Raw genomic sequence first — 24,937 nt, forward strand, 5'->3', positions numbered from 1 at the left:
TACGCTAAGAGAGGCTAAGAGAATAAAGGCGACGAGCTAGAACAGGACACGACTGATTAGAACAGACCCAATTCCCTTGCAGGGTACAATAAAAAGAAGATTTACTCGACCACAACCCATGGATACTGGGACAAATTATCATACAAGAAGCGCACCCGTTCTGGCGTCCGGCCTTCCTCATCAAACAACAGCAATTCATTCTCATCCTGCAGCCAGGATACCGGAATTTTGTAATCCTCTTGCGGACCGATCTGCCAGTAACGTCCCAGATGGTGCCCGTTCAGATGAAGTGTTCCCTTGCTCATCCCGGTAAGGCGAAGCATCAGGTTCACTCGGTACTGTTCTGGCACAGCTGATTTGGAGAAGCGCCAGCGGTACCAAACAGGCTGACCATGCGAAACGCTACCCACAGAAATGGCACTACGATTGCCACTATAGTCAGCAGCCTTCCCACTTTTAGTGAGATCACCTGATTCATTTGATGCCTCATACGTCTCCCATTGTTGCGGCAGCAAGGCATCCGTACCTGCCATGCGCCAATCCTTCAACTCCTCCTCGCTCCGGTAAAGGATCAGTTCCAACCGGTTCAGGGGTGTTCTGCGATAAGGCATCTCCAGCCTGTTGGTCTCTCCCGGTCGCAAATATAGTGAAAGATCCAACGTGTTGAATGAAAACCAGTCCTGATACCCTTCCATCGGCACATCCATCCCATTGATGCGTAATCCTGGGCTCACAGCGCCAACGAGAATCGCACAATCCATGCCATCCAGCGTAAAGCTTCTGCTCAGAAGCGGAGCCTCCTGAAGATGATTCACTTCATCAAGGTGAACCACCCCATCCTCAGTCTGCCAATTCCGGCGGATATCCTGAACGGAACCACCGATATACACAGGTCCTGCCAGACCTTTGCTTTCACCCAAGTACGGAGAAAAATTCAGCCTGCCCATATGCTGTACCAGCACCTGAAGTGTATTCTTTCCTTCCGTCGTCTGCACCTGGACACCGGCTGCACCAACTTGACGCACCAGCGCTTGCTCCACACGATTAACATATATTCTGGCCGTGTCCTGAAGATCTGGCAGAATGAGCGTGGTGATTCCATCCACCGGACGGTCGAAATCGCACTCATACAACAAATACCCGAAATCCTGTCCGTATTGGGAAAAATGCTCGGGTTGACCACTCGAAGCACGCTGTTCCGCTGTCAATGTCACACGAGACAGCTCAGGGGAACCCGACAGTTTCGGTGGCATTGGTGGCGTCGTGAACTGCGCATGCTGAATTGCTGCGGATGACTCCTGAACATGTTCATCCTGTATGCCGCTCTGTGAATCGTTTACTTCTCCGTTTTTGAACTCATATCCAGTCAACGTCCGTTCACCATCCGTCCAGCTGCCGAAAAGCATAATCGTCCGATTCGGATCAGAGATCATCCCCGTGACCTGTCCGGAAAGAGAGACATCCATATCGTCAAATCCGATTGCATATCGTAGCTGATTCGGCTCTCCACCTCCATCGATTCTCCACGTGCGATCCATCGTTTCCTTGTCCAGAATCACGAACCGAATGGGGACACCGCTTGCCTCCAGATGAATGATGCCTGGCTCTCGGAAATGTACCAGATCGAAGCGATAGGCTCCGTTTAACTGATCACGTTCAACCAGTACTTGCATGCTGCTGCCCTGTACATTCAAGACGTTCGTTTCCAGTTCCACGACTGAACGCTGTCCCGCTTCCGCAACGATGAACAGAGTCAATTCTCCGTTCACCACTTCATTGCCCGTGATTATCATGCCGCCTGTCAGGTATACATTCTCGGCAATCTCCACCCTGTCCAGTATCGGAATAATCTGCCCCGGATTCAGGGCTACGGGAAGTGTCCTGCCTTCCTCCAGCGTGACGTGAAACGTCTCGCGCTCATCCTTGTGACTCTCCAGGAACCATATCTTCTCGTTGCCTTTAGACCTGCCTCGTACAGAAACGCCTTGCGGATGACATACCTTGATCTGCTCTGCTGGTACTTCCTCCGTTTCCATCAGCAATGCACCAAACGCATGGACAAAATAGGATAACGTCTTGGCTACAGCATACTTGGCCGTCACTCGTCCGAACTCGTTCAGCGGCGCATCATAGTCGTAGGAGGTAATCATGAAAATATCGCTGCTGCCCACGGTTCTGCCACCGTATCCACCAAAGTTAGTTCCGCCGTAGAACATGTAATGACTGATTCCGGTATAGCCGGTGCGAAGAATTTCCATCATGCGTTTCTCAAACAGTGGCGCCGTCTTCTGAATGGCAGAAGGCCCACCCCAATTCTCAAACCACCCCGTCCAAAATTCCGTAACAATCTTGGGTGTATCTGGCTGTTTCTTCCTAAGCTTCGCATAATGCCCGTCAGCACCTGACCAGAAGTTGGCCCCTTCAATCGTGCCCTCCGCGCCACCTACACAGGTGATAAGCGGAACGTCGATCCCTCGTAGAAGCAAGCTATCCCGAAGATGGTTCATATGGGCACTCGCTGCTGCATCATCCATCAGATACCCGTATTCGTTCTCGACCTGTACGAGAATAACTGTGCCTCCGGCAGATAGCTGGCGCTCGCGGATAATTGGAATAATCCGGTCAAAATAGAGATCTACATAATGGAGATAGGCTTCATTATTTTGTCGGAACTTGATTCCCGGCTTCGTTTCCAGCCAATACGGGAAGCCGCCAAAATCCCATTCTGCACAAATAAACGGACCTGGTCTCGTGATGACGTACATGCCAAGCTCTGCGCACAGATCCATGAAGGCTCCACAATCATTGTCGCCCTCGAACGACCATTGTCCTTCTTCCGGTTCATGCACGTTCCAGGCAAAATAGGTATCAATGCAATTCATGCCAGCCAGCTTCGCCTTCATCAGTACCTCCCTCCATTCCTCTCTCGGCATACGGAAATAATGGATGGTGGCACTGTTCAGAAAGACTCGTTCTCCATTCATGATGAAGCTACGCTGATCGTATGTCAGTTCAGATCGAACGCCATACTCAACCCTGGTCTGTGTATTCTTCTCCTGCTCCTGAAGCAAAAGGGATGGTTTCTCTGTCAAAGATAAGCCCTCCTTCTCTGTGTTTGAGTTCATATGTCCTGTAATTCAAAATGATATATTACTAACCCTCAGTTCATCTGCAATGTTACGCCTTCCAATACCACGGTGGTGATGGAATTGTCCACAGTTGGCACTTCCAGTCCATTGTTGTACACCGGAACATCTTCAAGCTGCTCCATATTCCGATCCGGTGACGTCTGGTACACCTGTGCTGTAGACGTACTATTGAGGTCAAATGCCTCCAATTCAAATCCTGTGGTTCCGGCAGATAACTCATTGCGGATTACCAGCACCAGTCTCTTCTGCTCTGCATCATAGGCAGCCAGCGTGCGACCATCATCTGTTGGAATAATCTTTGCGCCTGGACGGATGAACTTCGTAAACTGGGCCATGCCATAATACTGTTTGGTCATCTCGTACTGCTCTTCTCCATTAAAATTGGCATGTATGAAGCCCCAGTTATTGTTGGCACCTTCATCTTCAACGGCCTGCCAATACACCCAAGCAGAAGGCTGCATGATTTTGAGATCGAACATGATGCGCTCCGCCAGTTCCTGCACGGAAGTCATGTCCTCATGACTATGCGGCTCGCTGCCGCCCGTTCCGTACTCGGACATCCACAGCTTCTTGCCATACCGTTCGGCCAGTGTGCGCAGTTCTTCCATTTTGCTCCCGTTATAGGAATGAGTATTAATCTGGTCGATCACATCGAGCGTATCCTGATCATAGAGGCCGAAATTGTGAACGGTCTCGTCAATGCTGTTATCGTCCGCAGCACTGATGACTGTCCCGTTCAGCCCTTTACTTTTGAGCGATGCCGCTACCTTCTTGATAATCTCGGCCTGTTTGTCATTGGTAAAATGACTGCCTTCCTGCATATTGCCTTTCTTCCACCAGTCTGAGGAAGGTTCATTGAGCGGATCAAGCGTGCGGAACGTAATGCCCCACTCATCGCGATAATGCTTCACGACCTCCGTCAGATAATCGGCAAACACATCATACTGATCCTCTCGCAGATTGTTGCCGCCATCCACCGCACCCGTAACCGAACCGCTAATCGTCATCCAGTAAGGTGGTGAATTGGAGAACGCCTCGGCAATGTTGACCCCACGTTCCAGAGAACCCTGCAATATGGCACGTTGTCCTGCATCTGCCTCCCAGTCCCACACGCCGGGTTCAGGCTGGAAGCCGGGAACGTCTCCTCCGGGCCGAAGTGCCTTCATATCGGGATTCTCCTCACCGCCAATATTGTAGCGGACAATATTCAGACCAAGCCCTTTCTCCGGGTCAAACACCAGATCCATGACTTCACTAACCTTCGCTTGATCTTTCCATCCTCCAAGATCGTTGGCCCACCACGCGAGCGACGTACCCCAGCCTTCAAAATGATCATAGGACTGCTCCAGCTTCAGACGCACCGGCTCACCCTGGAATGCAATTGTTTTGGATGATTCATTGGCAAAATGATTGATGATAATTCCTCCTCCAGCAAGCAGCGCGACCAGGGCTACACCCATCAGGATGTAGATCCGCTTGCGCCACCGGCGATGCTTGTCATGTTCATTCCTGTCATGCTGAATCCGATTTTTGTAATCATGCTTGGTATGATCATGGTTATCATTCCTGTCGTTCTCAAAAGGGGGTTTGTTATCATCCATGATGCATACGCCCCTTTCCCCATGTGCAGCATCGTATTCGGTCGCTGGCTTTCACGCTTGGCTGGTTCTGCACTGCTGCACCTCCCGTTACTTGATTCCGCTGCTGCCGCCGCTGATATTCGCTTCATAGACATAACGCTGTCCGAACAGATACACCAGCACCATCGGAATGGTCAGGAACAGGGAAGCAATCATAACGAGGTTCCATGGCGGCATCTGTCCGCCACCTACGGTGGTCAGAAGCTGAACACCGAGCGCGAGTGGCATTTTCTCCGGATCATTGATGTAAATGAGCGGCCCCATGAAGTTCCCCCAGTTATAGGAAAACGAGAAAATGGCGATGGCAGCAAGTATCGGATACGTGAGCGGCATAATGATCTTCCAGTAGATTCCCGGATGTCCCATGCCATCGATCATGGCAGCTTCATCAAGCGACTTCGGAATACTCATGACGAACTGCCGAATGAGAAATACGTTGAACGCTCCGGCAAAAAAACTCGGCACGATCAGTGGATAGAAAGTATTGATCCAATCCAGATGACGGAAGATAATGAACTGCGGCACCATCGTCACCTCACCAGGAATCATCATCGTACTGAGCAATACAATGAACAGGAACCGACTGCCTCTCGCCTTGATCCGAGCGAATCCGTAAGATACAACCGAAGCTGATAATACCGATCCGACAATGGTAATCACGGTAATAATGACTGAATTTTTCAGATACGTACCCAGATTATTATTCGTGAAGATCGTGTAGAAATTGGACCATTGGAATTCCAGCGGTACGAAGGTAAAGGCTGATTTTACGGTTGTAGCGTCACTCGCCAGTGCGATGGAGATCATGTACAGGAAAGGCGAAGCAAGCAGCACCCCGACCAGAATCAGAAAGATGTAGGATATCGTTTTCTCCACAGTGGATGGATTACTCATTTGCTTTTCCCTCCTCGTAATGCACCCATAGCGCCGATGAACGGAACACAACCAAGGTCAACGCCATGATGATGATGAACAGCACCCAGGCAATGGCCGATGCATACCCCATCTTGTAGAACTGGAACGCATTCTGGAACAGGTAAGGAACAACCATCTGACTGGCATTGTCTGGTCCGCCTGCTGTGACGATAAATACCTGTGCGAACGTCTGGAGCGCTCCGATCATCCCGGTGACGAGATTGAAGAAGATGACGGGAGTCAGCATCGGAAATGTAATGTGGAAGAACGATTGCGAGCTCTTCGCCCCATCAATGGCGGCGGCCTCGTACAGCTCCTGAGGAATACCTTTCATACCCGCCAGCAGCAGTACCACGCCGCCCCCGACGCCCCATAGCGACATGAGGATCAGGGCAGGCTTAACCCAGTTTGGATCAAGGAGCCACGCAGGACCCTGAATGCCGAAGATGGCAAGCCCCTGGTTGATTAAACCTTCCGTTGGCGCAAGCAGATGGATGAAGAGCAGGGAGCTTGCAACCACCGGAACGACGGAAGGCAGATAGAACAGGATGCGGAAGAAGGTAATACCCTTAATTTTTTTGTTAAGGTAATAGGCGATCCAGAGCGAGATGGACATGCCCAGCGGAATCGATATTAATGCGTAGATGAAGGTATTGCCGACGGATTTCCAGAAGATCGGGTCATCGGTCAACAGGTTTTTGTAATTGTCCACACCGATGAATTCAGGAGACTGGAACAGATCCCAATTGGTGAAGCTCATGTAGATGGAAAACAGAATCGGACCCAGGGTAAGTCCAAGGAATCCAATCAGCCAAGGCGAGATGAAAATATAAAACCATTTCCCTTCCTTTTTTCTCACGTTAAGCCCTCCCATAACGAAGCGAGCAGACGGAAACCGGATTCATGCCGAATTCCGTCTGCTCCCTGTCGATGCTATTTGTAGATTCTTTCCAGTCCGCTCTGAACTTCAGTTACCGTATCGTCCAGTGAAGCTTTATCGTTGAAGTAGACACCCAGCTTGTCGTTAATGAGCTTCATCATTTCATTCCATTGCGGATTGAATGGTTCTCCGTAGATGGTGGATTCGCTGAAAGCGGCCATATTGATTTTCTTGCCGCCATATTCAGCATTCAGGAACTCATCACTGGACAGACCTGCCTTCGTTGCCGGGGCATCCTGACCGGCTTTGACCATCGGCATCTGTGCTTCTGGTGTAGTCAGCGCTTCAATGATTTTGAATGCCTCTTCCTTATGCTTGGACTCGTTTGTAATCGTGAAGCCATTGAAGAACGCGTTGGTCTCACCCCATATTGGAGAAATGTCCCAATTGATGCCTTCCACCTTGGCAAGTGAACCGATATTCCAGAATCCCGTCGTTTCCATGGCAATCTTGCCTTGGGCGAACAATGGGTCAGCACCGATATTTCCCATGTCGGCAATTTCCGTTGGTGTCGGCCCCACGCCATGTGTGAAGGTCAGGTCATTCATGAATTGCAACGCTTTGCGTACAGGTTCGGTATTAAAGGTAGGTTTGCCGCTTTCATCGAACAGGGAACCACCGTTTTGATAAATCAGCTGCATCCATTGCGGCCACCAGCTGCCCGGGTAGTACCCCCATTGAACCGTTTTACCATTCTCCTTCACGGTCAGCTTCTGAGCAGCGGCGAGCAGATCCTCCTGCGTCCATTCCTTGGTCGGATATTCCACCGCAGCCTTGTCGAACAGATCCTTGTTATAAAAGAGCACCATCGCCCCTGCGCGGTCAGGTATTCCGAACTGTTTACCATCAAATTTCATCAGGTTTGCAATGTCGTCCGAATAACGCTCTGACATGTTAACATTGTTGGCCTGGATCATATCATCCAGCGGAACAATTTGGTTTTTGGAGGCGTACGCCTGATAGTTCTCGGCAATCATCATGATGTCCGGTGCAGTTCCTCCGGCGATCATTGTCTGAACCTTTTGGTCATAGTCCCCGGCAACGACGTTCAGTTTCACATTAATATCGGGATAGGTCTGCTTCACAATGTCGAGTCTCTCCTGATAAATCTTCTTCTCGTCCTCCGAGCCCCAGATCGTCATGCTAAGATCGACCTTGCCGCCAGCTGCACCGCTATCCCCCTTGCTACAGGCTGTCAAACCCATGACCATGACCAGCATCAATAACGAAATGACCTTTAAACTTTTTCTCATACCGTACGCCCCCTCGAAATATGAATGGAAGATCAGACAACTGAAACCCGTTTCATGAAATGGGTTTCATAAAGTTTAAAATTAAAACCCGTTCCAGTTTATGAAAGGGGTTTCATTTACGACCTCATTATATTTCACCCTCCGAAGGAATGTCAACGCTTTCTTTTCCAAACATTCCCCATTTATCGTGGTGCGGGTCCACTACTCTGGCGTACAACAAGCTCTGGTTGCAGAACAGTCTGTTTCTTCGGATTGCCCTGATTAATCAGCTCATGCAGCTTATCCACGGCCAGCTTGCCCAGCTGATAGGTATTCTGGGATACGGTCGTCAGTTCCGGTATAACGGCACTGGCGAGCGGCGTATCATCAAAACCGACAATGGAAATATCCTTCGGAATCGATAAGCCATGCTCAATAGTAGCCTTAATCGCACCAATTGCCGTGTAGTCGTTCACACAGATCACCGCAGTCGGAGGATTCCCGCGATCCAGCAGCTTGGACATCTCCCGTTTGCCGTCTTCAATGGAGAAGCTTCCGAGCAGTTGGCGTTCTTTAGGAATTTCGAGTCCATGCTCACGCAGTTTTTTCTGAATGGCTTTGACCTTAACCATCGTGGTAGACAACTCCTTCAAACCGCCCACAAAAGCAAAATCCCGATGTCCCAGTTCGAGCAAATGTTCCGCAGCCAAAACTGCCCCTGCCCCTTCATCCGTGTACACCCGATGGAATCCGCCTTTGGCAATATTGCCATTGACCAGCACGATCGGCATGCGTTTGCCCATATCAATCAATTCCTGAGCCATGTCATCCGGACAGACCTGCATGTTGATTCGTCCACCGAGAAAAATAATGCCATCTACCCGCTTCTCGCGCAAAATGGACAAATATTCGGACTCTCGGCTGTAATCCCCGGCCGTATTGCACAGGAAGAACGTATACCCTAATCCACGTGCCTCGTTCTCCGCCCCCCAGAACACTTCCGGAAAGAACGGATTCGTAATGTCTGGCAGGATGATCGCAATCGTTCCCGTTTCTTTCTTGATCAGACTGCGCGCCTGCGCGTTGGGTTGGAACTGGTGTTTTTCAATGATGGACATGATCTTCTCTCTTGTGCTTGCACGCACAGGTGCCGTATCATTCAGCACACGGGAGACCGTGGATACGGATACGTTCGCTTCTTTGGCGATGTCATATATGGTAATCGGTGTCATATGTGGAACCTTCCTTTTTCTCTATTTTTCCTGCTTATCATACCAGATAAGGAATAGCGATGAAATGGGTTTCATTGCGAGGCTCCACCGCAGCTTTCCTCTCCGATGGTTTCAAGTGATTGAACCGTTCCATCGGATGATGCATTAAAGTTGTAATTTTCATCGGAATCGGCCTCATTTACCTTCTATTTTACACCATTGTTCCATATATTAGATTGTAAGCGAATTCATAAGGTGATTAGAGGAGTGTGAACGACGTTATGAACATTCAGGTCAGTCCGCTGGCAGAATCAAGACTTAACGCGATGCTGGGAGATCGGCCGGGCTATTTCAAGCTGTTTTATGACACCGATGGATGCGGATGTGATGGTACTGCTGTGCTTCTGATTGTTAACGAGCCCGACAGTGATGACATTCGGATTGAATCTGATTCGCTTCCTTTTCTGATCAACAAACAGCAACAGATCTATTTCGAGCCTTACCTTCGCCTGCAATCAGAGAACAGTTTCCCTTCCTACCGATTGAGCAGTGATTCCATGATATACGGCAATCATGTCAAGGCCCATGATCTTCGGGATATCGCAGACACTTCGCCGCAGCCGCTCAGTTGGTTCGTACGATAAAAGTTGGAAAATGTGAAACTATGAAAAAACCTCCCTACCCCTGAAACTTAACGGGCTGGGAGGTTTGTTTGTTTTTGTATGGCCTGCACCAGTTGTACGACTGGAAAGTACTCTCTATGATCAATTGCTGCATATCCGGATCGTGTCCAATGACATCATGAACTTGTTTACTTTGTTTTGAACCGGGAGGATGCTTCAGCAAGCTGTTTGGTCAATCCATCGATGGTCTGTACCATCTCTGACAGATGCTCGGTCATGCCTGACTGTTCCTCCATCGTCGCGGTCACTTCCTCCACGGATGCGGACACTTCTTCACCCGAAGCAGACAAGTTCTGCGCAGCTCCAATGACGTCATCTTTATCGCGTTCAATGGATTCAATCTCGGAGGCAATGGCCTGGACCTGATCCATCATCTCATTCATATTTTGGGTGACAAAATTGAACGTTTCCTTGGTCTGGCCTACACTGCTCTTATGCTGTTCAGCAATCGCCTCAATGGCGTGTACACTCCGGTTATTCTGCTCGACATGATCAATCGTCTGCATCACAATCCGGCTGATATCCTCCGATTGGGCTGTGGTCTGCTCCGCCAGTTTGCGGATCTCCGATGCAACTACGGCAAAGCCACGTCCATGCTCGCCCGCCCTAGCGGCTTCAATGGAGGCATTGAGTGCAAGCAGTTTCGTCTGATTCGCAATCTCGGTTATCGTACCCGTAATTTGGTGAATGCCGGAAGAACTTTCAGCGAGCTGAACTGTAATCTTGGAAATATTGTTCACTTCGGCCTCGTTCTGTCCGTTCACCGCAATCAGTGCATCAATGACCTCATGGTTGCTCTTGAATGCATCTGTGATCTCATCTGCCTTGAGCTTCACCGACTGTGACATCTCATTGACGTTCGCAATTTTATTGCCCACGTTCATGAATTTATCCACGATGGCTTCCGTATCATTTGCCTGGGACTCCATGGCTCGTGAAATTTCAAACGCCGTTGTCGTTGTTTCGGCAATGGAGGTCGAGGTCTGCTGGGTGGAGTGATCCAGTTCGGTTGTACTTGTTTTCAGTACGCTGATGGAATGGTTCATGCTGGAAATTAGCTGTTGGTTGCCCGCCGCCATCGTGTTAAAGCTGTCCACCAGTTGTTTGAATTCCCCGCTGTATTTGCCCTTGGCCTGCACCGTCAGATCCCCGTCTGCAAGTTGTCTGAATAATACAGTCAGTCTCGTAATTGGTTTGGTAACCAGTAATGAAATCAGTATTCCTGCGATGATAGATACCGCAATCGCGCTGAACAGGACAATATACATTTGTTTCGCCATTGCCCGTAACGGCTTCTGCACATCACTTAATTTGTCTTCAACAATGATAGTCCAATCCGATCTTGGAATTTTGGAATAAAAGACTACTTTGTCCTTTGTGCTAACATCACCTTGTTGCAACTGCTCGTTAGAAGGCAGGTTAATCAGTGACTGATATTCACCAGACTCAAGCTTCTGCCCCGCCATCTTCTCATCCGCCGAATTGAACATCACGGTCCCTACACGATCCAAAATAATGACTTTTCCCTCTTCATTAATGTTGATATTCTGAAGCTGGTCAACGAAGAACGAGGTTGATGCGGTAGATACGAGTACGCCTTCCACTTGCTTGTTCTCATCGTAGATCGGCATCGCAAAAGCTGTACCCAACGTACCCAGTGATTTGGAGATAACCCCTTCACTAATTACATTCTGGCCTTGAACCGCCTGTTGAAAATACGCGCGATCTGCACGTTCTCCTCCGAGGGCTTCAGGATCGTTCGCTGCAACGACGATGCCTTTCCGGTCCAGCAATATGATATTGCTGTTGCCTTCCATCCCTGCGAGGCTGTCTGCCAATATCCCATTGGACTTATCCACGAGTTCACTATTTTCCGAGAAAAAGACATCATCATTCTGTCCTTCGCTATTTCGAATCTCTAGCAATTCCTGAAATGTGCCATGTGTTGTAATCAGGAACGTAGACTGTTCTTCCAACGTTAGTGAGGTAAACAAGCCCGCACCAATCCGGTCAGAGGTTGCTTTAATCTCATCCTTGCTTTTGTCGAGGGTAATGACTGCTGCTACAGTGTAAGATAATACCGCTGTTACCACCAATACGATTGTTACCAGCAAACTGATCATCAGCGGTAATTTGACTCTGAACGACATGTTGATCATGCGTTCTCTCGCCTTCGCGATTAACAATAAATCCACCTTCCGTTTCTGCGATGTTAGTGTCCAATTTTGTATGGGATAACTTTATATCGGTAGATAGTATCTAATCTTTCAGCAAGAAAAACGTTTGCAGAAAAAAATTTTTTTAAGTGTTATATTTTATTGATTGACTTAATTTGTAAATTAGATTATGCTACTCTATATAAATACTTATTTTACCATAATTGAGAGTTTTAAATAGCTGGCCAGCTTTCAAATATATTAAATTTGAGAGGGAGATATAAAAATGAAAAAAGTGGTTTCAGCTTTATTAGTTACAGCATCCTTATTTGTTGGTAGTGTCGCTTCTTTCGCTTATTCAGAAGAGTCGGTTAGTATAATTCCTACCAGAATGCAGGCGGGAACAATATTAGAGTATGACGGATCCAATCAGATGGTTATTTTGGAAAAGGGTGAACCAGTAAATATCCCTTCCGTCTATCAAGGTCAAACAACAAAGAGTGTCACACAAAAAGTAGATCTTGATAAGTTAAGAATTGAAGAAGAATTCATTGAAAAAATTAAAGAAGAAGCGAAAAATTTGCCTGTATATAAAGTTGAGAACCCTCTTCCACAGCCAGGTTTGAAAGTTATATACGATGGCGAGGGTTACATAAAGGAGTTTGTCTTCCCTCAAGGGAACGACTTCGCATTAGCTGCTTATAAAGCCCTACCAAGAGGCACTAGAAAAGCAGCTGGAACCTATACTTATGGAAATAACAATAATAAAATTACAATTACAAAGAGCACTGTTCTTGGTGAGGGACGATTCACTAATTTTACTGATACAACTGGGGAAAACAGTAACACTCTGAAAAAAGGTGACGCAGCAACAAGAGGAGACATAGATAATCCTAAATATGAGCAAACTTAACTTTGGATGCGCGGAATTTGGATAATAATGTATTTGCGAATGTAACTAAGAGAGATAATGGAGCACTTCCAGACGCGACATTAGATATTTGGAAAACTGGAGTAGAACTTTTTGACCTAAAATGGTCCTCCTCCCTATCGTTTAAAGGAAGATACTTCTATGAATTCTAATTTATAAGATTTTTATAAAGGGGGCGATATATTCGCCTCCTTATCGTATCTTCTTAATGAAAAGGATGATGAATCATGAAAAAAAATTTTTCAATCACAAAATTTATTTCAGTCATAATTACCCTACTTCTCTTCATTGGGGGATGTAGTTCAGAAGAAAAAGCAATTGAAACAGTGGACTCCCACAAAACACAAACGAATGATACACAAACCCATGAATATCTTTCAATTACAAACACGGAGTATGTTAATGGAACAGATACCAACGATGGAATGGTCATGAGGGTATACACATATGACATACAAAATAAGACTCTAACTAAAATGGCTGATTTGCCCTATAACTCTCAATACCCCTTAACAGTGGCTTCCTTAGCAGAAGACACCATCTTCTATTCAGGAGCTGGAAAAGAAAAGGGTGACGAGTTGTTTTCATATAATTTAAAAACAGAGAAAATCCAGCAATTAAGTTCCGAATTATTTGCAATCAATTCGATTATTCCGGATACCGTTGATCATACATTGGTTATGGCTGCTGTTAAGAAGGGAGAACGGCCTGTCAAAGTTATGTTCTATGATAAAGAAACTCAAGACATGACCATATTGAATGAAAATGATTCGGATACAACAACATGGGATATTTCTTATGATCCAGAAACAAGAAAATCCTATGCCATCCAATATTCTGAAGAGGAGCAATATAATCATATGGAGGAGTCCAATAAAACGCAAACACCGATGGTTCCTCCAAACCATACGATCATTGAGATAGATCCAATCTCTAAACAGACACGCAAGGTTATTGAACTAGAGGAGGAACAAATTTTAACTTTATCAACAAGGGGAGACCAAATTCTTATTGCCACTGCAAAACATATCAACAAGAATCCAATTAAATATAGTATGGTTAATATTAAAACAGGAGAAAGAAACGAAATTGATCTTCCCATTAAAGCGAGGAGTGGATTGTTTTTGTCCAAAGACGGGCAGGGTTTCTATTTCCTCGGAGAAAATACAAAAGCAAACGTGAATCAGGAACGAGGAATTTATTTCTATGATTTGAAAACGCAACAAGTGGAAGCCATATTTCTTCAAAAAGAGGGCTTCATTAATAATTTTATGCTTCTAACGAATCCCATAAAAATAAATTAATTTCTCCTTAAACACTATATAAGCCAGTAATCCATATATCCAAACGTCACTTCCCCGATTGTGGCGTTTTTTAGTTTGGGTCAAAACACGCCGCGCTGTAAAATTGATCATATCTATATCGATTAGGAGGAAGCAAGGTATGGCTCCCTGTTCTTTGATATTCCTTTACGCTGTAGCCACTTAAAACAAGTAGACATCTATCGGGAGGCCCTAAGTTCCCACGGATACGATATTCCACAAGAGCAATTCGAAAAATACTTCTCCCTGGCGTCCCGTTATCTTGGCATCCGTTATATGAGTTGGAGCCTTGGGGTATGGGAGAAACACTCGCATGGAAAAGCTGACTTAAAAAAATATATGAAGATGGTAACTCAACCTTTGTTCTCCTGAGCCCCTCCTCATTCCAGGTTAAGCATAAGATGAATTCACTGTTTTCCCGGACAAAAAAGCTCCTGCCACCAGAAGTGACAGGAGCTTACATGATAGGGATTCAGCATGAACATGATATGCTTCCACGACCTACATGGCATACATTTTCCACAGATAATTATGAGCTGGTGCTTAACCCAAATCTGCAATTCGCTGTTTAATGCGCGGAAATAAATCAAAAGCATTCTCGTAGAATACCTTCTCATGATGCTGCTCCGGCACAAGTCGACGGACGAATTCTGCATACAGATCAATCGGCGCTAGCGGCCAGTCGGTTCCGAACAGCATTTTCTCGTAATGATCCGAATACACCAGCGCCCGACGGAAATGATCCATGAATAAGGGCTCGTTCATAAATCGTTCAAAATGGGGCCGATCACCGACAACGAGGCCGGACAGATCTGCGTAAACGTTAGGGTTCTTCGCCACAACTTCAGCGGCATCCATCACCCAAGGATCACCCAAATGACAGATCATAAAATTCACGCCGCGCTGTTGAAAGGCTAATTCGTCCACGGTCAGCGGATGTGCATACTTGAGCAATCCATTCATGGAGTACGTATCGCCCGTATGAATGACCACAGGCACGTTATACTTGGCTGCCAGTTCATAGACCGGTGTGTAGATCTTGTCATACACGTAGTGATGATAGTACCCCGCATATAGTTTGATTCCGGCTACCTCAGGAGCTTGTAATCGTGCTTCAATCCGGTCCAGCTCGTCCTGAGCGTGTTCACCACCAAGGTGGTTTGGATTGATGCCGACGCATTCCATGAGGAATGACGGAACCGTTTCTTCCAAATCAAGTCCCATCGGGTTGGGAGAGCTGGAATCTGGAAATGCTCCCTTCGTCTGCTCCGTAACCCCCATTCCGATACCAAGAATAACGTCGTTCTTATCAAACTCCGCCTTGAGGCCAGCGGCAGAGTAATCCACTTTCGATAAATCTATTGCCGTTCGATGAAAGCTGTCGATGTCCGACAGATGAATATGAATATCAATAATCGGCATGTTAAGCCTCCTTTTCACCTTTTGAAGTTGCAAAGTTTAGCTGCAGAAGGCCACGTACATCCTCTGGATTCAGAGGAATTTGCCCCAAGATCAGATAGGTCGGCTCTGTCCAGACCGTTTCTCCGTTCAGCAGTGGCAGATTGTGATACACACTGTGACCAAGCACCACATTGTTCACAAACCCCGCAGCATTCTGATTAGGGTAACGATTCACTGCATGCAGCATGTCTTTACGCGAAACTGCACCCATTCGCAAGAAACCCTTGGACTGAAGATATCCGTCTAGCTTTCCGAGAGGGTACCGCCCTTGCTCGGGGTGTTCCAGCCAACCATCAGCAAAGACAGGCGAAGGTTTGAAGAAATGTTCCTCCGCTAGCGAGTAATCCAGCGTCAAGCCGCTATCGTTTGTAACTGAATGCATCTCACAGAGAACAGGAACGCCGGGCAGCATGAGATAATGCTGCTGTACCGTGATTCCCCGATTCGCTTCATGCTTCTCGATGCGGGTCGTGATCTGAATTCCTTTCCAGACGTTACCGTAGTCATCTTTACGCTCCGTCCAAGCCGCGCTTCTTTGTTCCAACTGTCGGCTGAAACCGTTCATACCAGGGATACCCACACCAAGTCCGCCGTACCATGGATTCCACCAGGAACGCGGGGCTGCTTCCGGATACGTGCTGTCCAGCCATTCTTCACCCTGGTACTTCAGGGAATGCACGACACTTCCGAAACCAGGGGCAGCTGCCATCGAAAGAACTCCGTTGCTCACCGTGTACACAGGACCTGCTGGACCTTCTTCAATCACGCAATCAACGGCTGTTCCTGTCTGCGGATACCAGAGGGCGGTCCGTTCATGAATCCGATCCTCGCCTCGATATACGGCCCGAACCTTCCAGCCAAGATCGCGTTCTTCGGTCGCATCCTTTCCCTCAGGGGAGAATTCCAATTTAGTGGAGCGCAGATCCTGCTCTCGATTTAATTCCATATCAGCAGCTAAATGCTCTGGTGTGCCACCATTCTGCACGTACAGTTCCAGGTTTCCAGCGAGCGGGACCATCTTCCGTTCGATCAGTTCCGCTGTCAGTACATCCTGGGCGAACGGATTGCCACCACCCAATGCCAGCTCAAGATGGTTGTCCAGCTTCGGTAGAACCGGGCTCCGCCGTTTTTGGGCGAAAGATCGGAAATCCTGCCATTTGGCAAAGGTGTTCAGAGCAAATACGGTCGCCTTCGTTTGCACAACGGCTCCTGCTGGAATCCGGCCAAGCTCATGCTGTAACCCTAGTGTGTGTTCCGGACGAAGCAGCTTCAAGGAAGGGTCCCAATAGATACCGCAAGCACCGTACTCTTCCTTGCAGAACAGCCAGTTCTCTGTAATTTGGGCGCTGTCCCAGTGGCTCGGATCGCCAGAGTACGCATCGCCCATATCTACATAACGGCCTTGGTACGGGAGAATAAGCCGGTTGCCGAAAAAACCAAAGTTCGTCATCAAGAACATATTCTCTTCCAGCTCAGCGCTGCGCGTATTCCCAATTTCGTGGTAAAACTCCGCAATTCCGTTGGCAGACAGCTTGACCACGGACTTGATCTCTATACCAGGGAAGTCTTCCGATTCATACAGTGCTTCGAGAACCTGTTTTTCTCCCTCCGGATAGATGTTCACTTCCTTGGCTTGTTTCTTGGAAAACTCTTCTGCAAATGGCTTACCCAGCTTCGGATAGGTCCACCAGAACGTGTGGACGGAGCCAGGGTATTCAATCCACATGTTGTTATCTTGCTTACTCATATGGAGGGAGAATGCACCGTTCACGGCCACCCACTGATCTCCGTTTTCCCCACCGTAACGTCCTTGTGTACCTTTCATCAGAACAGACAGCTTGGTTGTGAAAGAGACCGCCTGTCTATCCGTCGGAACGGCCGTTACCTCAACTTCTCTCGAATAGAGACCATACGAACGCAAAATGAAGGTTACCGGTACAGATGCTTTGCCTTTTGCAGGAACTGTGAAGCGCACCGAAGGTTCTGTCCATTCTAGAAATGCATCCTCCGGCAGGTCAAAAGTGAACTCCGCTTCGGAATCAAAATTATTCTCCACGTTCAGGTACAAATCGGCCGGGATGCCTGTATAGAGCTCTTTTACGGGCAACGCCGTGTTGATCTTGGCCGGGAATTTCGGTGCAACGCCCATACGAAACTCGGCCTTTTTGCCACCGATCAGCCATGTGCTTGTGACAACGGGATGGGTCTTATTCTGACTTTGCTCCTCTTGAACCGGATCAAGGTGGAACTCGCCCTCCACAATTACCGTTTCTCCCGAAGCAACCGTTCTTGCAACGTCCAACGCAAAACGAATATTTTTGTTGTTCTGACCCTTGATCTCGAACTTCAGCTCGGATGCTGAGCGGTTCGTGATCCGGTAGCGAACCTTGTATGCGGAACCAAATACGAGATCATGATCGTCGATCTCTGTGGTAATTTCGTAATCTGGTGTTTCGAGAGCTGTCAGCCCGCGACCAGACTTCTCGAATTCGGCTCGCAAGGAGATATCTCCCTTTTTCCAGGAATAATCAAAGAAATCGAAACCACGCTCCCGTCGGCCATCCGGCTCAATGACGAGTTCACGCGTGCTGTCTGCGTACCAATCCAGCTCCTCAAAATAAGGAGCAAGTGCTTCCGTCTGCAAGATGGTCGGGATGAAGTTCATCAGATGCACATTATCATCTTTTTTCTCCCAGAAGAATCCGCATTTCTTATACATCGGGACAGCCTTGGTGTTACCGGCCCACGTGAACAGATCCAGGCGAGGCCATCCCGCTTCCACAGTCTTGCGAACGGCGTTCAGGATCAGATTACGGCCTACCTTATAGCCGTGATAATCGGGACGCACATTCAATAGCGGTACATACAGGGCATTCTCGTCATAACGGTAGTGGGCAAAGCTGCAGAAGCCAACAACCTCTGTCTCATGAACGGCAAGAAATACATAAAGATTGGACGAAGTCTCCATCTCCCGGCGAACAGTATCTTCTGTTCTCTGGTTGGTGCCACCTCCCCAACTTTCGTTACTGCGGTTCCACATATCAGCGACTGCGGCAGCATAGGAGGGATCGTATTCAATAATTCGGATTTGTTCCATGATCGAAGTTACTGTCATATTTGGATCTCCTTATCTTTATCTATAGGATGGTCTTCGTGGTCATTCGATATGGCCTTTGCCCGTTAGCCGCAGAGATAATACTGGCCATGTTTGAAGAAGCTAACGATAGTCTTATCATACTATAATTGGAAACAATTTCAGAGGATTAAAAATCTTTCTTTTCAACTTATAAGTGCCTTTCGGATGCTCTGGTTAGAAGCGCCAAGGATGGACGAATCTATTTAGGTATGAAGAAAAAATCCACGTCTCTAAGTTAGACGTGGATTTAGGTAAATGAACAGCTAATAATCTTCAATTATGCCAAAATAGAACGGACATTGCGTAGAACTGATTTCATAAATTCAGAGGTTGGTTCGGCATGCCCCGCAATTTGAATACGTCGTTGCCGCACATCAAGACTCTTCAACTGATCCGTCAAAACAACACCTGAAAATGGCAGGTCTTCTGGTAGTATAACTTCAAAAGGATAATCCTTGGCATGGCTCGTTATGGGACATACAACGGCAAAACCCGTTACTTCATTGAATTCATGTTCCGATAGAACAATAGCCGGTCGTCTCCCGGCTTGCTCGTGACCCGCTTGAGGATCAAAGTCAAGCCATATCAGATCGCCTCGCTTGGGAATAATCAAAGTAATTCGTTCCCTTCAGTGCCAAAGTCTATTTCTTCATGTCTTGTATCCTGTTTCACTTTAGAGAGCAAAGTCTTTAGATGGTCACGTAGTTCCTCATTGGACTCTACAGGCTTGGTTTTTGGACGCAACAACAATTCATTATCTTCTGTCACCAAAATCTCAATTTCCGAGCCTTCTTCCAAATTAAGACGCTTAAGCAATTGGTTAGGAATGCGAATTGCACTGCTATTTCCCCATTTACTAAGTGTGGCTGTAGTCATGGCAATCCCACGCCTTTCGTTTGATTGATGCTCCAATTATACCTCACCTCTCTACAGTTGTATATCCATATGATATACATAAAACAATAAAAGGATACATTGTATTCTACCGTAAAATAATGATTGTAAAGCCTATGATTACGAATAGATATACCATTGATATAAAGCAAAATGAGCATAAAAAGCCCTCGTTTGGTCTAAACGAGGGTTCCTAAATCATCCCCAACAATAAAAAACAGCTGTAAGCATTAGACGAAAAAATAAAGTCCAGACTGCCTCTGTTTTATGGAGCTATCGTTCCAACGTAGTGCGCTCAGGTACGCCTGATAACACCACAAACAAAAAATGGCTCTTTCCGCCTTATCGGACGGAAAGAGCCATTTTGATGATACCAGGGTCCTGTGCCATCAGATCGCCTTCGCGAGTTTCGTGCCGCGAATCGATGCTGTAGCGTATACGACAAGCGCTGTCCAGATGAGCGCAAAGCCAACGAGCAGAACCGGCGAGACCGATTCCTTGAATACGAATATGCTCAGTAACAGCATGATCGTCGGCCCGATGTATTGAACGAAGCCGAGGGTTGACAGCGACATCCGGGCAGCTGCTCGCGCAAAAAAGAGCAGCGGCAGCGCCGTGACTACGCCGGAAAGAAGCAATTCGATGAACGTCGGTGCAGGCAGCGTCCATGCCGTCGTTTTCCCCGCAACGGCCAAATAGATCCAGTAGCCGAGCGCGACAGGCAGGACTACAGCCGTCTCCGAAAATAAGCCTATCGAAGCGTCCTGCTTAATCTTCTTCTTCGCCAGGCCATACAAGCCAAATGAAGCTGCCAGCGAGATCGCGACCCAAGGAAACCGCCCATAGTCAATCGCAATGATGAGTACAGCTACGCCAGCGATGGCAATTGCAAGCCATTGGCCGCGGTTTGGTTTCTCACGAAGGAAGGCGACCGCTAACAGCACGTTCAGCAATGGATTCAAATAATAGCCAAGGCTTGTCTCTACGACATGGCCGTTGTTAACTGCCCAGATGAAGATGAGCCAATTGGCAGCAATCAGCAGTCCGCTCGCGGTGAGCGACAGCAGGAGCGAGCGGTTAGTTGCTATCCGCTTTATATCACCCCAGCGGCGCTGGGCGGCGACCAGAATACCCATGAAAACGAATGACCAAACAACCCGATGCGACAGAATCTCGCCTGCCGGAACTTCGCTAAACAACTTCCAATAAAGCGGGAGAACCCCCCACATGATATACGCGATAATAGCGTTGACCAACCCGTTATTCATAATCATTTATCCCCTCTTCTTGCTCTGATGTCTGAACGGATTATACGTCTCAAACCCCTCTCAAGTAAAGGAAATAATTGATTAGTTTGATTTAATTATTACTTATTAGTCAAGCTTAATTGCCTTATCAAAGCAGTATGAGTCTTTGTCATAGCCATTATGCTCATAAAAAGCATGAGCGTCGGTTCGCTTGAATCCGCTGCATAAAATAATACTAGATATTCCGAGTTCTTTAGCATAATTTTCAGTGTGTCTTAATAGTTTTGTACCTATCCCACGATGCTGAAATTCCTTTTTAACGGCAAGAGCTTGTATATGTAAATAACCAATCGTAACCCCTACGGATAATGCCTGAACTATAGTTACAAAACCAACCACATCATTTTCAAATAATGCAACAAATGTTTTGTAATTCCCGTCCTCATTCATTTTTTCTGTAGTAACTCGAAAGTTTTCATCATTAACATTGCCAATTCCAAGCACATAGTTCCATAAAAAAACAACCTCAGTATAGTCATTCGCTAGAATTTCTCTTATCTTAATTTCCATGCCTAACCTCCCTTAATAGAAAATGTTCATTAAAGCATTCGATAATTGATGAAGCAATCCTGCCCGTTAGCGTAATAAAAAGAGCAGGATACCGAAGTACCTGCTCATTAATGTGTATAATTCACTATAGTTCCCCGTTAGTTCAATCAAATACACACTTAATTAATTAATTTTACGGCATCTTTTTATTTGGCAAAAATACAAATTTTGCATCTATAATAATGTGTAAGACGATTGGAATCCATAAGACGCCTGTTCCCACGAAAAGAAGAAACAAAATAGCACCTAAGTAGGTAGTAAGTAATACCCCTTTCCAACCTTGATATAAATGAACAATTCCAAATAGCAAACTAGAAACAATACCAATCGTGATGACAGACAGTTCAAATGGAAGATGATCTAAATAATATACTACCACTCCTCGGAAAATGATTTCTTCGCAGACTCCTGCAGTAATAGCTACTAAGAGAAAAAGTAAACGTTCTTTAATTGTTGAGGGTAACAAAAATTGAATGCTTTCATCAGATAGAGCATCAGATAATATTTTTCTTAATTTTTTTGAATAGACAAGAATCAAAGTAAACATTCCAATACAAATACCTATTCCTAATCCAGCAGCCAATAAAAATTCTAGTTGAAAAGGAAATAAAGGTTTATCAAGAAAAAATAAGTCGTTTAGGGAACGTTGTGTAATTACCCAAAAGACAAATACAATTATGACCAGTAACCATTGAGTAATCATAATTCCAATGAACAATTTCTGCTTATTCACAAGATTTTGTTCAACCTTTTTCATATAAAAATAATCCCAGATTGGATAACCTACAGCAATTATTAGTAAAAGTGAGGTTAAAAAAAGCATCTTTATCCCCCCTTCATTTATTATACAATACAACTCAACGATCAATTTTATTGACTATCAAAATACTTCCTTTCTATTAAACTAACCTGCCCGTTAGAGCCTCGCGAACGTGATGTAATCTACTTGGACAGGCTCTGTCGATTCGATCCGAAGTGCCCGATTGATCTGTCCCCGGTGATATTGCCCATGTAAGAGGACCTGCAACAGGATGTCCCGGACGGATGTTCGGAACGGAACCCCGATTTGATTCGCATAGTCGATCATTTCGTCCAACTCAGATTCCTCAAGCCCTTCGATATAGACGCGATATTGCTCTGCATTTTCTTCGAACATCGTCCGGATCACCTTCAGGTCTTCTGCTTCCTCCCACAACGAATATTGCGCGCTGCCCTTGCCCTGCAATCGGGACAACCATACTCGTTCCGCGACCGCGACGTGCCGAACGAGTTTCAGAAGGTCCTTGTTCTTCGTCATACTCTCCTCGAGCGCGTCCAAGATACGTCCGTCCGCCCAGTACAGGTGGTCCATCATACACTTGATTGTCTTCATTTCGATTTCCCCCTCTTCGTCTCATCGTTGAACACCACCTTTTAACGTAAATCCGTAAGGACTCGTTTCACATAAGCATCCCAATCCGCTTCATCTGTGTTAATCTCTAAAGTTGGAATCAACGATTGTTTCGTAGCCATTCGAAGGTTTTCTTGATTATCTACAAACGTTTCACATACTTGGGCAGCAGTAGACTTTCCCATCACATATGACTTCCAAGCTTCACCGCGACTTTCAATAAACCTAGGCTCAACAGCATCCTTGGTCAAGGTTAAGAGTACACAATGTGCATTCATCCTGGATAGACGTTTCTCAAGCAACTCAATCTCAGGAGAGGCTTTAAATGCGGCTCTATGATTTATATGAAACCTCTCTAAAAGAAAGAATATACCTTTTGATGGTTTGGAATGACCAAGAGAGTTAATCCAATCGTATTGTTGTTCTAGATAATCAACATGTCGACTTAGAAGTGAAATATGTTCTTCCTTATCCATGGATCTTAAAACACCTTGGTATGAATGCAATACTTGTGAATAGTGTTCACTTACTTCAACTATAGTTTTTTCACTATTCGGTGTTTGACTATGTAATCTCTTTATAGCAGAAAATAATGATGTTTTTCCTACAGTAGACATCCCTTCAATAATTACTCCCCGAATCATCTTCCTACTCCTCCTAAGCTTCGTGGTATTCTGTCCGTTAGTTGAACAAAAAGCAGCCGATCACGTTGGTCAGCTGCTTTCTTGGTTTTATTAAAGCTATCTACCCGTTAGCTTATGGATTACAATGAGTCTTGCCCATATTCGTTCCAATATTGTTTTAAATGCTTTTGTAGCGCAAAATCAAGATCAACATTATCATATTTCACTTCAACTTCGGCAGACATAATTGCCGTTCCCAAAGGTCCGCTGAGTCCTCTTGAACCTCCACTCATGCCAAGCTCAGGTAGCAATTCAGCTTGGGAGTACCAGCGTTCTGCGTAATCCTTGGTACCGCCTGCATTTCTAACGATATATAGTCGATGCAGAATGTTAACATCATCCCGATAGCTATAGTAAAAATAGCCTTTTTCCTTAAGAGCATCCGTAATATTGATTTCTTCGCTGTTGACACTTACAATGAGCTGTTCCGAGGACTCTTTGACTACCCAATCGCCATCGTTTTCGCTAACCATAGAGTCTGTATGGTTTTCTGTAATTTCATAGTGCAGGGAGGTTCCATTAGCAAAGACAACAGTCTGTCCTCTACCTTTGAAAAACCTCGCATAATCAGTAGCGGTTGCATTTTCATATGCTTGACCTTGACCTTGTTCGCTTGATAATTGTTCACCATCTTTTGTAACAGAACAAGCAACAAGGGTTAACACTAAAGTTGATAGTATAGTTATTTGTAACACTTTTTTCATCATGACTCGGTTCTTTATCTCCCTTTTTCTTATGATTGCTTAAATTATAATCTAGCATTAAACATCGGTATTGTATATCCTATAACTAACCTAACTTGCCTATTAACTTAACAAAACAGCCGTTCACAATGATCGACTATAAAGGTATTAATCAAACCGTGACGAATACGATAGGTTAATAATTCATTACGGAGTTTCAGGAGGGCACATGCTTAAAAAATATTTATCGAAGTATCCTCTATGGTTTACAGTTATATGGTGTTTGACTGCCTTAACTGTACTTTTAAATTTGCTGTTTTGGAGAAACGTTTTAATAATTCTCTTTTCAGTGATTGTTTTATATGTGGCTAACGGATTTCGAGCGTGGAATAGTGATCGAAAGTTATCTCTTGTATCGTTTGTATTGACATGACATTCGTTTTCTCTTATATCTTTTATCGATTTTTGACTTTGTAGACGCTGCGGAAAAGCAATATGGCTTCCCAAAAAAATTGCCAAAAATTTTGATGTTCGGTACAAAGGCTTCTTTTTTCTGGATATTTGACTATCCTGCCTATTATTTAAACAAAAGCAGCCGATTACATTGATCTGCTGCTTTCTTCATATTATTGAACTATCGTTTCCCGTTAGTTTA

21 protein-coding genes are annotated in these 24,937 nt (G+C 45.9%); 3 read left to right on the top strand and 18 right to left on the bottom strand.

All coding sequences use genetic code 11. From position 1 onward, the window contains the following. Positions 1-101: 101 nt before the first annotated feature. The 7 genes from AMS66_RS14590 to AMS66_RS34365 form a co-directional block, all read right to left on the bottom strand. Complete coding sequence (locus AMS66_RS14590) at positions 102-3,092, bottom strand: beta-galactosidase (protein WP_053781472.1); 2,991 nt, start codon at positions 3,090-3,092, stop codon at positions 102-104. A gap of 68 nt (positions 3,093-3,160) precedes the next feature. Continuing rightward, on the bottom strand, positions 3,161-4,750 hold the full coding sequence (locus tag AMS66_RS14595) for a glycoside hydrolase family 30 protein (protein WP_236703404.1): 1,590 nt from the start codon (positions 4,748-4,750) through the stop codon (positions 3,161-3,163). A gap of 87 nt (positions 4,751-4,837) precedes the next feature. Further along, complete coding sequence (locus AMS66_RS14600) at positions 4,838-5,683, bottom strand: carbohydrate ABC transporter permease (RefSeq protein ID WP_053781473.1); 846 nt, start codon at positions 5,681-5,683, stop codon at positions 4,838-4,840. Next, positions 5,676-6,563 carry a carbohydrate ABC transporter permease gene (locus AMS66_RS14605; RefSeq protein ID WP_053781474.1) on the bottom strand — a complete coding sequence of 296 codons (888 nt, stop codon included), beginning with the start codon at positions 6,561-6,563 and terminating at the stop codon, positions 5,676-5,678. Before AMS66_RS14605 ends, AMS66_RS14600 begins: the two co-directional genes overlap by 8 nt. Before the next feature lie 74 nt (positions 6,564-6,637). Then, positions 6,638-7,897, bottom strand: a complete 1,260-nt coding sequence (locus tag AMS66_RS14610) for an ABC transporter substrate-binding protein (RefSeq protein WP_053781475.1) — start codon at positions 7,895-7,897, stop codon at positions 6,638-6,640. 182 nt (positions 7,898-8,079) lie between these two features. After that, the gene (locus AMS66_RS14615) at positions 8,080-9,108 is read right to left on the bottom strand and encodes a LacI family DNA-binding transcriptional regulator (RefSeq protein ID WP_024628667.1); all 1,029 of its coding nucleotides are present in this window, start codon (positions 9,106-9,108) and stop codon (positions 8,080-8,082) included. Between the two features lie 37 nt (positions 9,109-9,145). Beyond that, positions 9,146-9,271, bottom strand: coding sequence for a hypothetical protein (locus AMS66_RS34365; protein ID WP_269084546.1), 126 nt, complete (start codon positions 9,269-9,271; stop codon positions 9,146-9,148). Between the two features lie 97 nt (positions 9,272-9,368). Here AMS66_RS34365 and AMS66_RS14620 point away from each other — a divergent pair, with 97 nt between their 5' ends. Further along, entirely contained in the window at positions 9,369-9,731 is a 363-nt protein-coding gene (locus AMS66_RS14620) for an iron-sulfur cluster biosynthesis family protein (RefSeq protein ID WP_053781476.1), read from the top strand. Positions 9,732-9,898: 167 nt separating this feature from the next. Here AMS66_RS14620 and AMS66_RS14625 read toward each other — a convergent pair whose 3' ends face one another. Then, positions 9,899-11,956, bottom strand: coding sequence for a methyl-accepting chemotaxis protein (locus AMS66_RS14625; RefSeq protein ID WP_144424496.1), 2,058 nt, complete (start codon positions 11,954-11,956; stop codon positions 9,899-9,901). 256 nt (positions 11,957-12,212) lie between these two features. Between AMS66_RS14625 and AMS66_RS14630 the strand changes: the two genes are divergently transcribed. Beyond that, positions 12,213-12,839: a hypothetical protein gene (locus tag AMS66_RS14630; protein WP_053781478.1), complete on the top strand. Its 627-nt coding sequence runs from the start codon at positions 12,213-12,215 to the stop codon at positions 12,837-12,839. 245 nt (positions 12,840-13,084) lie between these two features. Then, positions 13,085-14,161, top strand: coding sequence for a hypothetical protein (locus AMS66_RS33755; protein WP_053781479.1), 1,077 nt, complete (start codon positions 13,085-13,087; stop codon positions 14,159-14,161). A 561-nt stretch (positions 14,162-14,722) separates the two neighbouring features. Here AMS66_RS33755 and AMS66_RS14640 read toward each other — a convergent pair. The 10 genes from AMS66_RS14640 to AMS66_RS14685 all read right to left on the bottom strand — a co-directional run bounded on the left by AMS66_RS14640 (position 14,723) and on the right by AMS66_RS14685 (position 24,306). Further along, the gene (locus tag AMS66_RS14640; protein ID WP_053781480.1) at positions 14,723-15,601 is read right to left on the bottom strand and encodes an amidohydrolase family protein; all 879 of its coding nucleotides are present in this window, start codon (positions 15,599-15,601) and stop codon (positions 14,723-14,725) included. Between the two features lies 1 nt (position 15,602). After that, positions 15,603-18,755 (bottom strand): GNAT family N-acetyltransferase, encoded by a 3,153-nt coding sequence (locus tag AMS66_RS14645; RefSeq protein ID WP_053781481.1) that lies wholly within the window; start codon positions 18,753-18,755, stop codon positions 15,603-15,605. A gap of 298 nt (positions 18,756-19,053) precedes the next feature. Further along, positions 19,054-19,389, bottom strand: coding sequence for a type II toxin-antitoxin system PemK/MazF family toxin (locus tag AMS66_RS14650; protein ID WP_053781482.1), 336 nt, complete (start codon positions 19,387-19,389; stop codon positions 19,054-19,056). Next, a complete protein-coding gene (locus AMS66_RS14655) occupies positions 19,386-19,688 on the bottom strand; it encodes an AbrB/MazE/SpoVT family DNA-binding domain-containing protein (protein WP_053781483.1) in 303 nt (100 codons plus the stop codon). Before AMS66_RS14655 ends, AMS66_RS14650 begins: the two co-directional genes overlap by 4 nt. Before the next feature lie 371 nt (positions 19,689-20,059). Continuing rightward, on the bottom strand, positions 20,060-20,938 hold the full coding sequence (gene rarD, locus AMS66_RS14660) for an EamA family transporter RarD (protein ID WP_053781634.1): 879 nt from the start codon (positions 20,936-20,938) through the stop codon (positions 20,060-20,062). Between the two features lie 105 nt (positions 20,939-21,043). Beyond that, positions 21,044-21,487, bottom strand: coding sequence for a GNAT family N-acetyltransferase (locus AMS66_RS14665; protein WP_053781484.1), 444 nt, complete (start codon positions 21,485-21,487; stop codon positions 21,044-21,046). Between the two features lie 172 nt (positions 21,488-21,659). After that, positions 21,660-22,349, bottom strand: a complete 690-nt coding sequence (locus tag AMS66_RS14670; RefSeq protein ID WP_053781485.1) for a CPBP family intramembrane glutamic endopeptidase — start codon at positions 22,347-22,349, stop codon at positions 21,660-21,662. Positions 22,350-22,442: 93 nt separating this feature from the next. Continuing rightward, positions 22,443-22,898 carry a DinB family protein gene (locus tag AMS66_RS14675; RefSeq protein WP_053781486.1) on the bottom strand — a complete coding sequence of 152 codons (456 nt, stop codon included), beginning with the start codon at positions 22,896-22,898 and terminating at the stop codon, positions 22,443-22,445. Positions 22,899-22,939: 41 nt separating this feature from the next. Then, positions 22,940-23,560, bottom strand: coding sequence for a hypothetical protein (locus AMS66_RS14680; RefSeq protein ID WP_053781487.1), 621 nt, complete (start codon positions 23,558-23,560; stop codon positions 22,940-22,942). A gap of 119 nt (positions 23,561-23,679) precedes the next feature. Next, positions 23,680-24,306: a hypothetical protein gene (locus AMS66_RS14685; protein WP_053781488.1), complete on the bottom strand. Its 627-nt coding sequence runs from the start codon at positions 24,304-24,306 to the stop codon at positions 23,680-23,682. Positions 24,307-24,937 lie beyond the last annotated feature (631 nt).

Origin of the sequence: Paenibacillus xylanivorans, assembly GCF_001280595.1 — a bacterium.
Lineage (GTDB): Bacteria > Bacillota > Bacilli > Paenibacillales > Paenibacillaceae > Paenibacillus > Paenibacillus xylanivorans.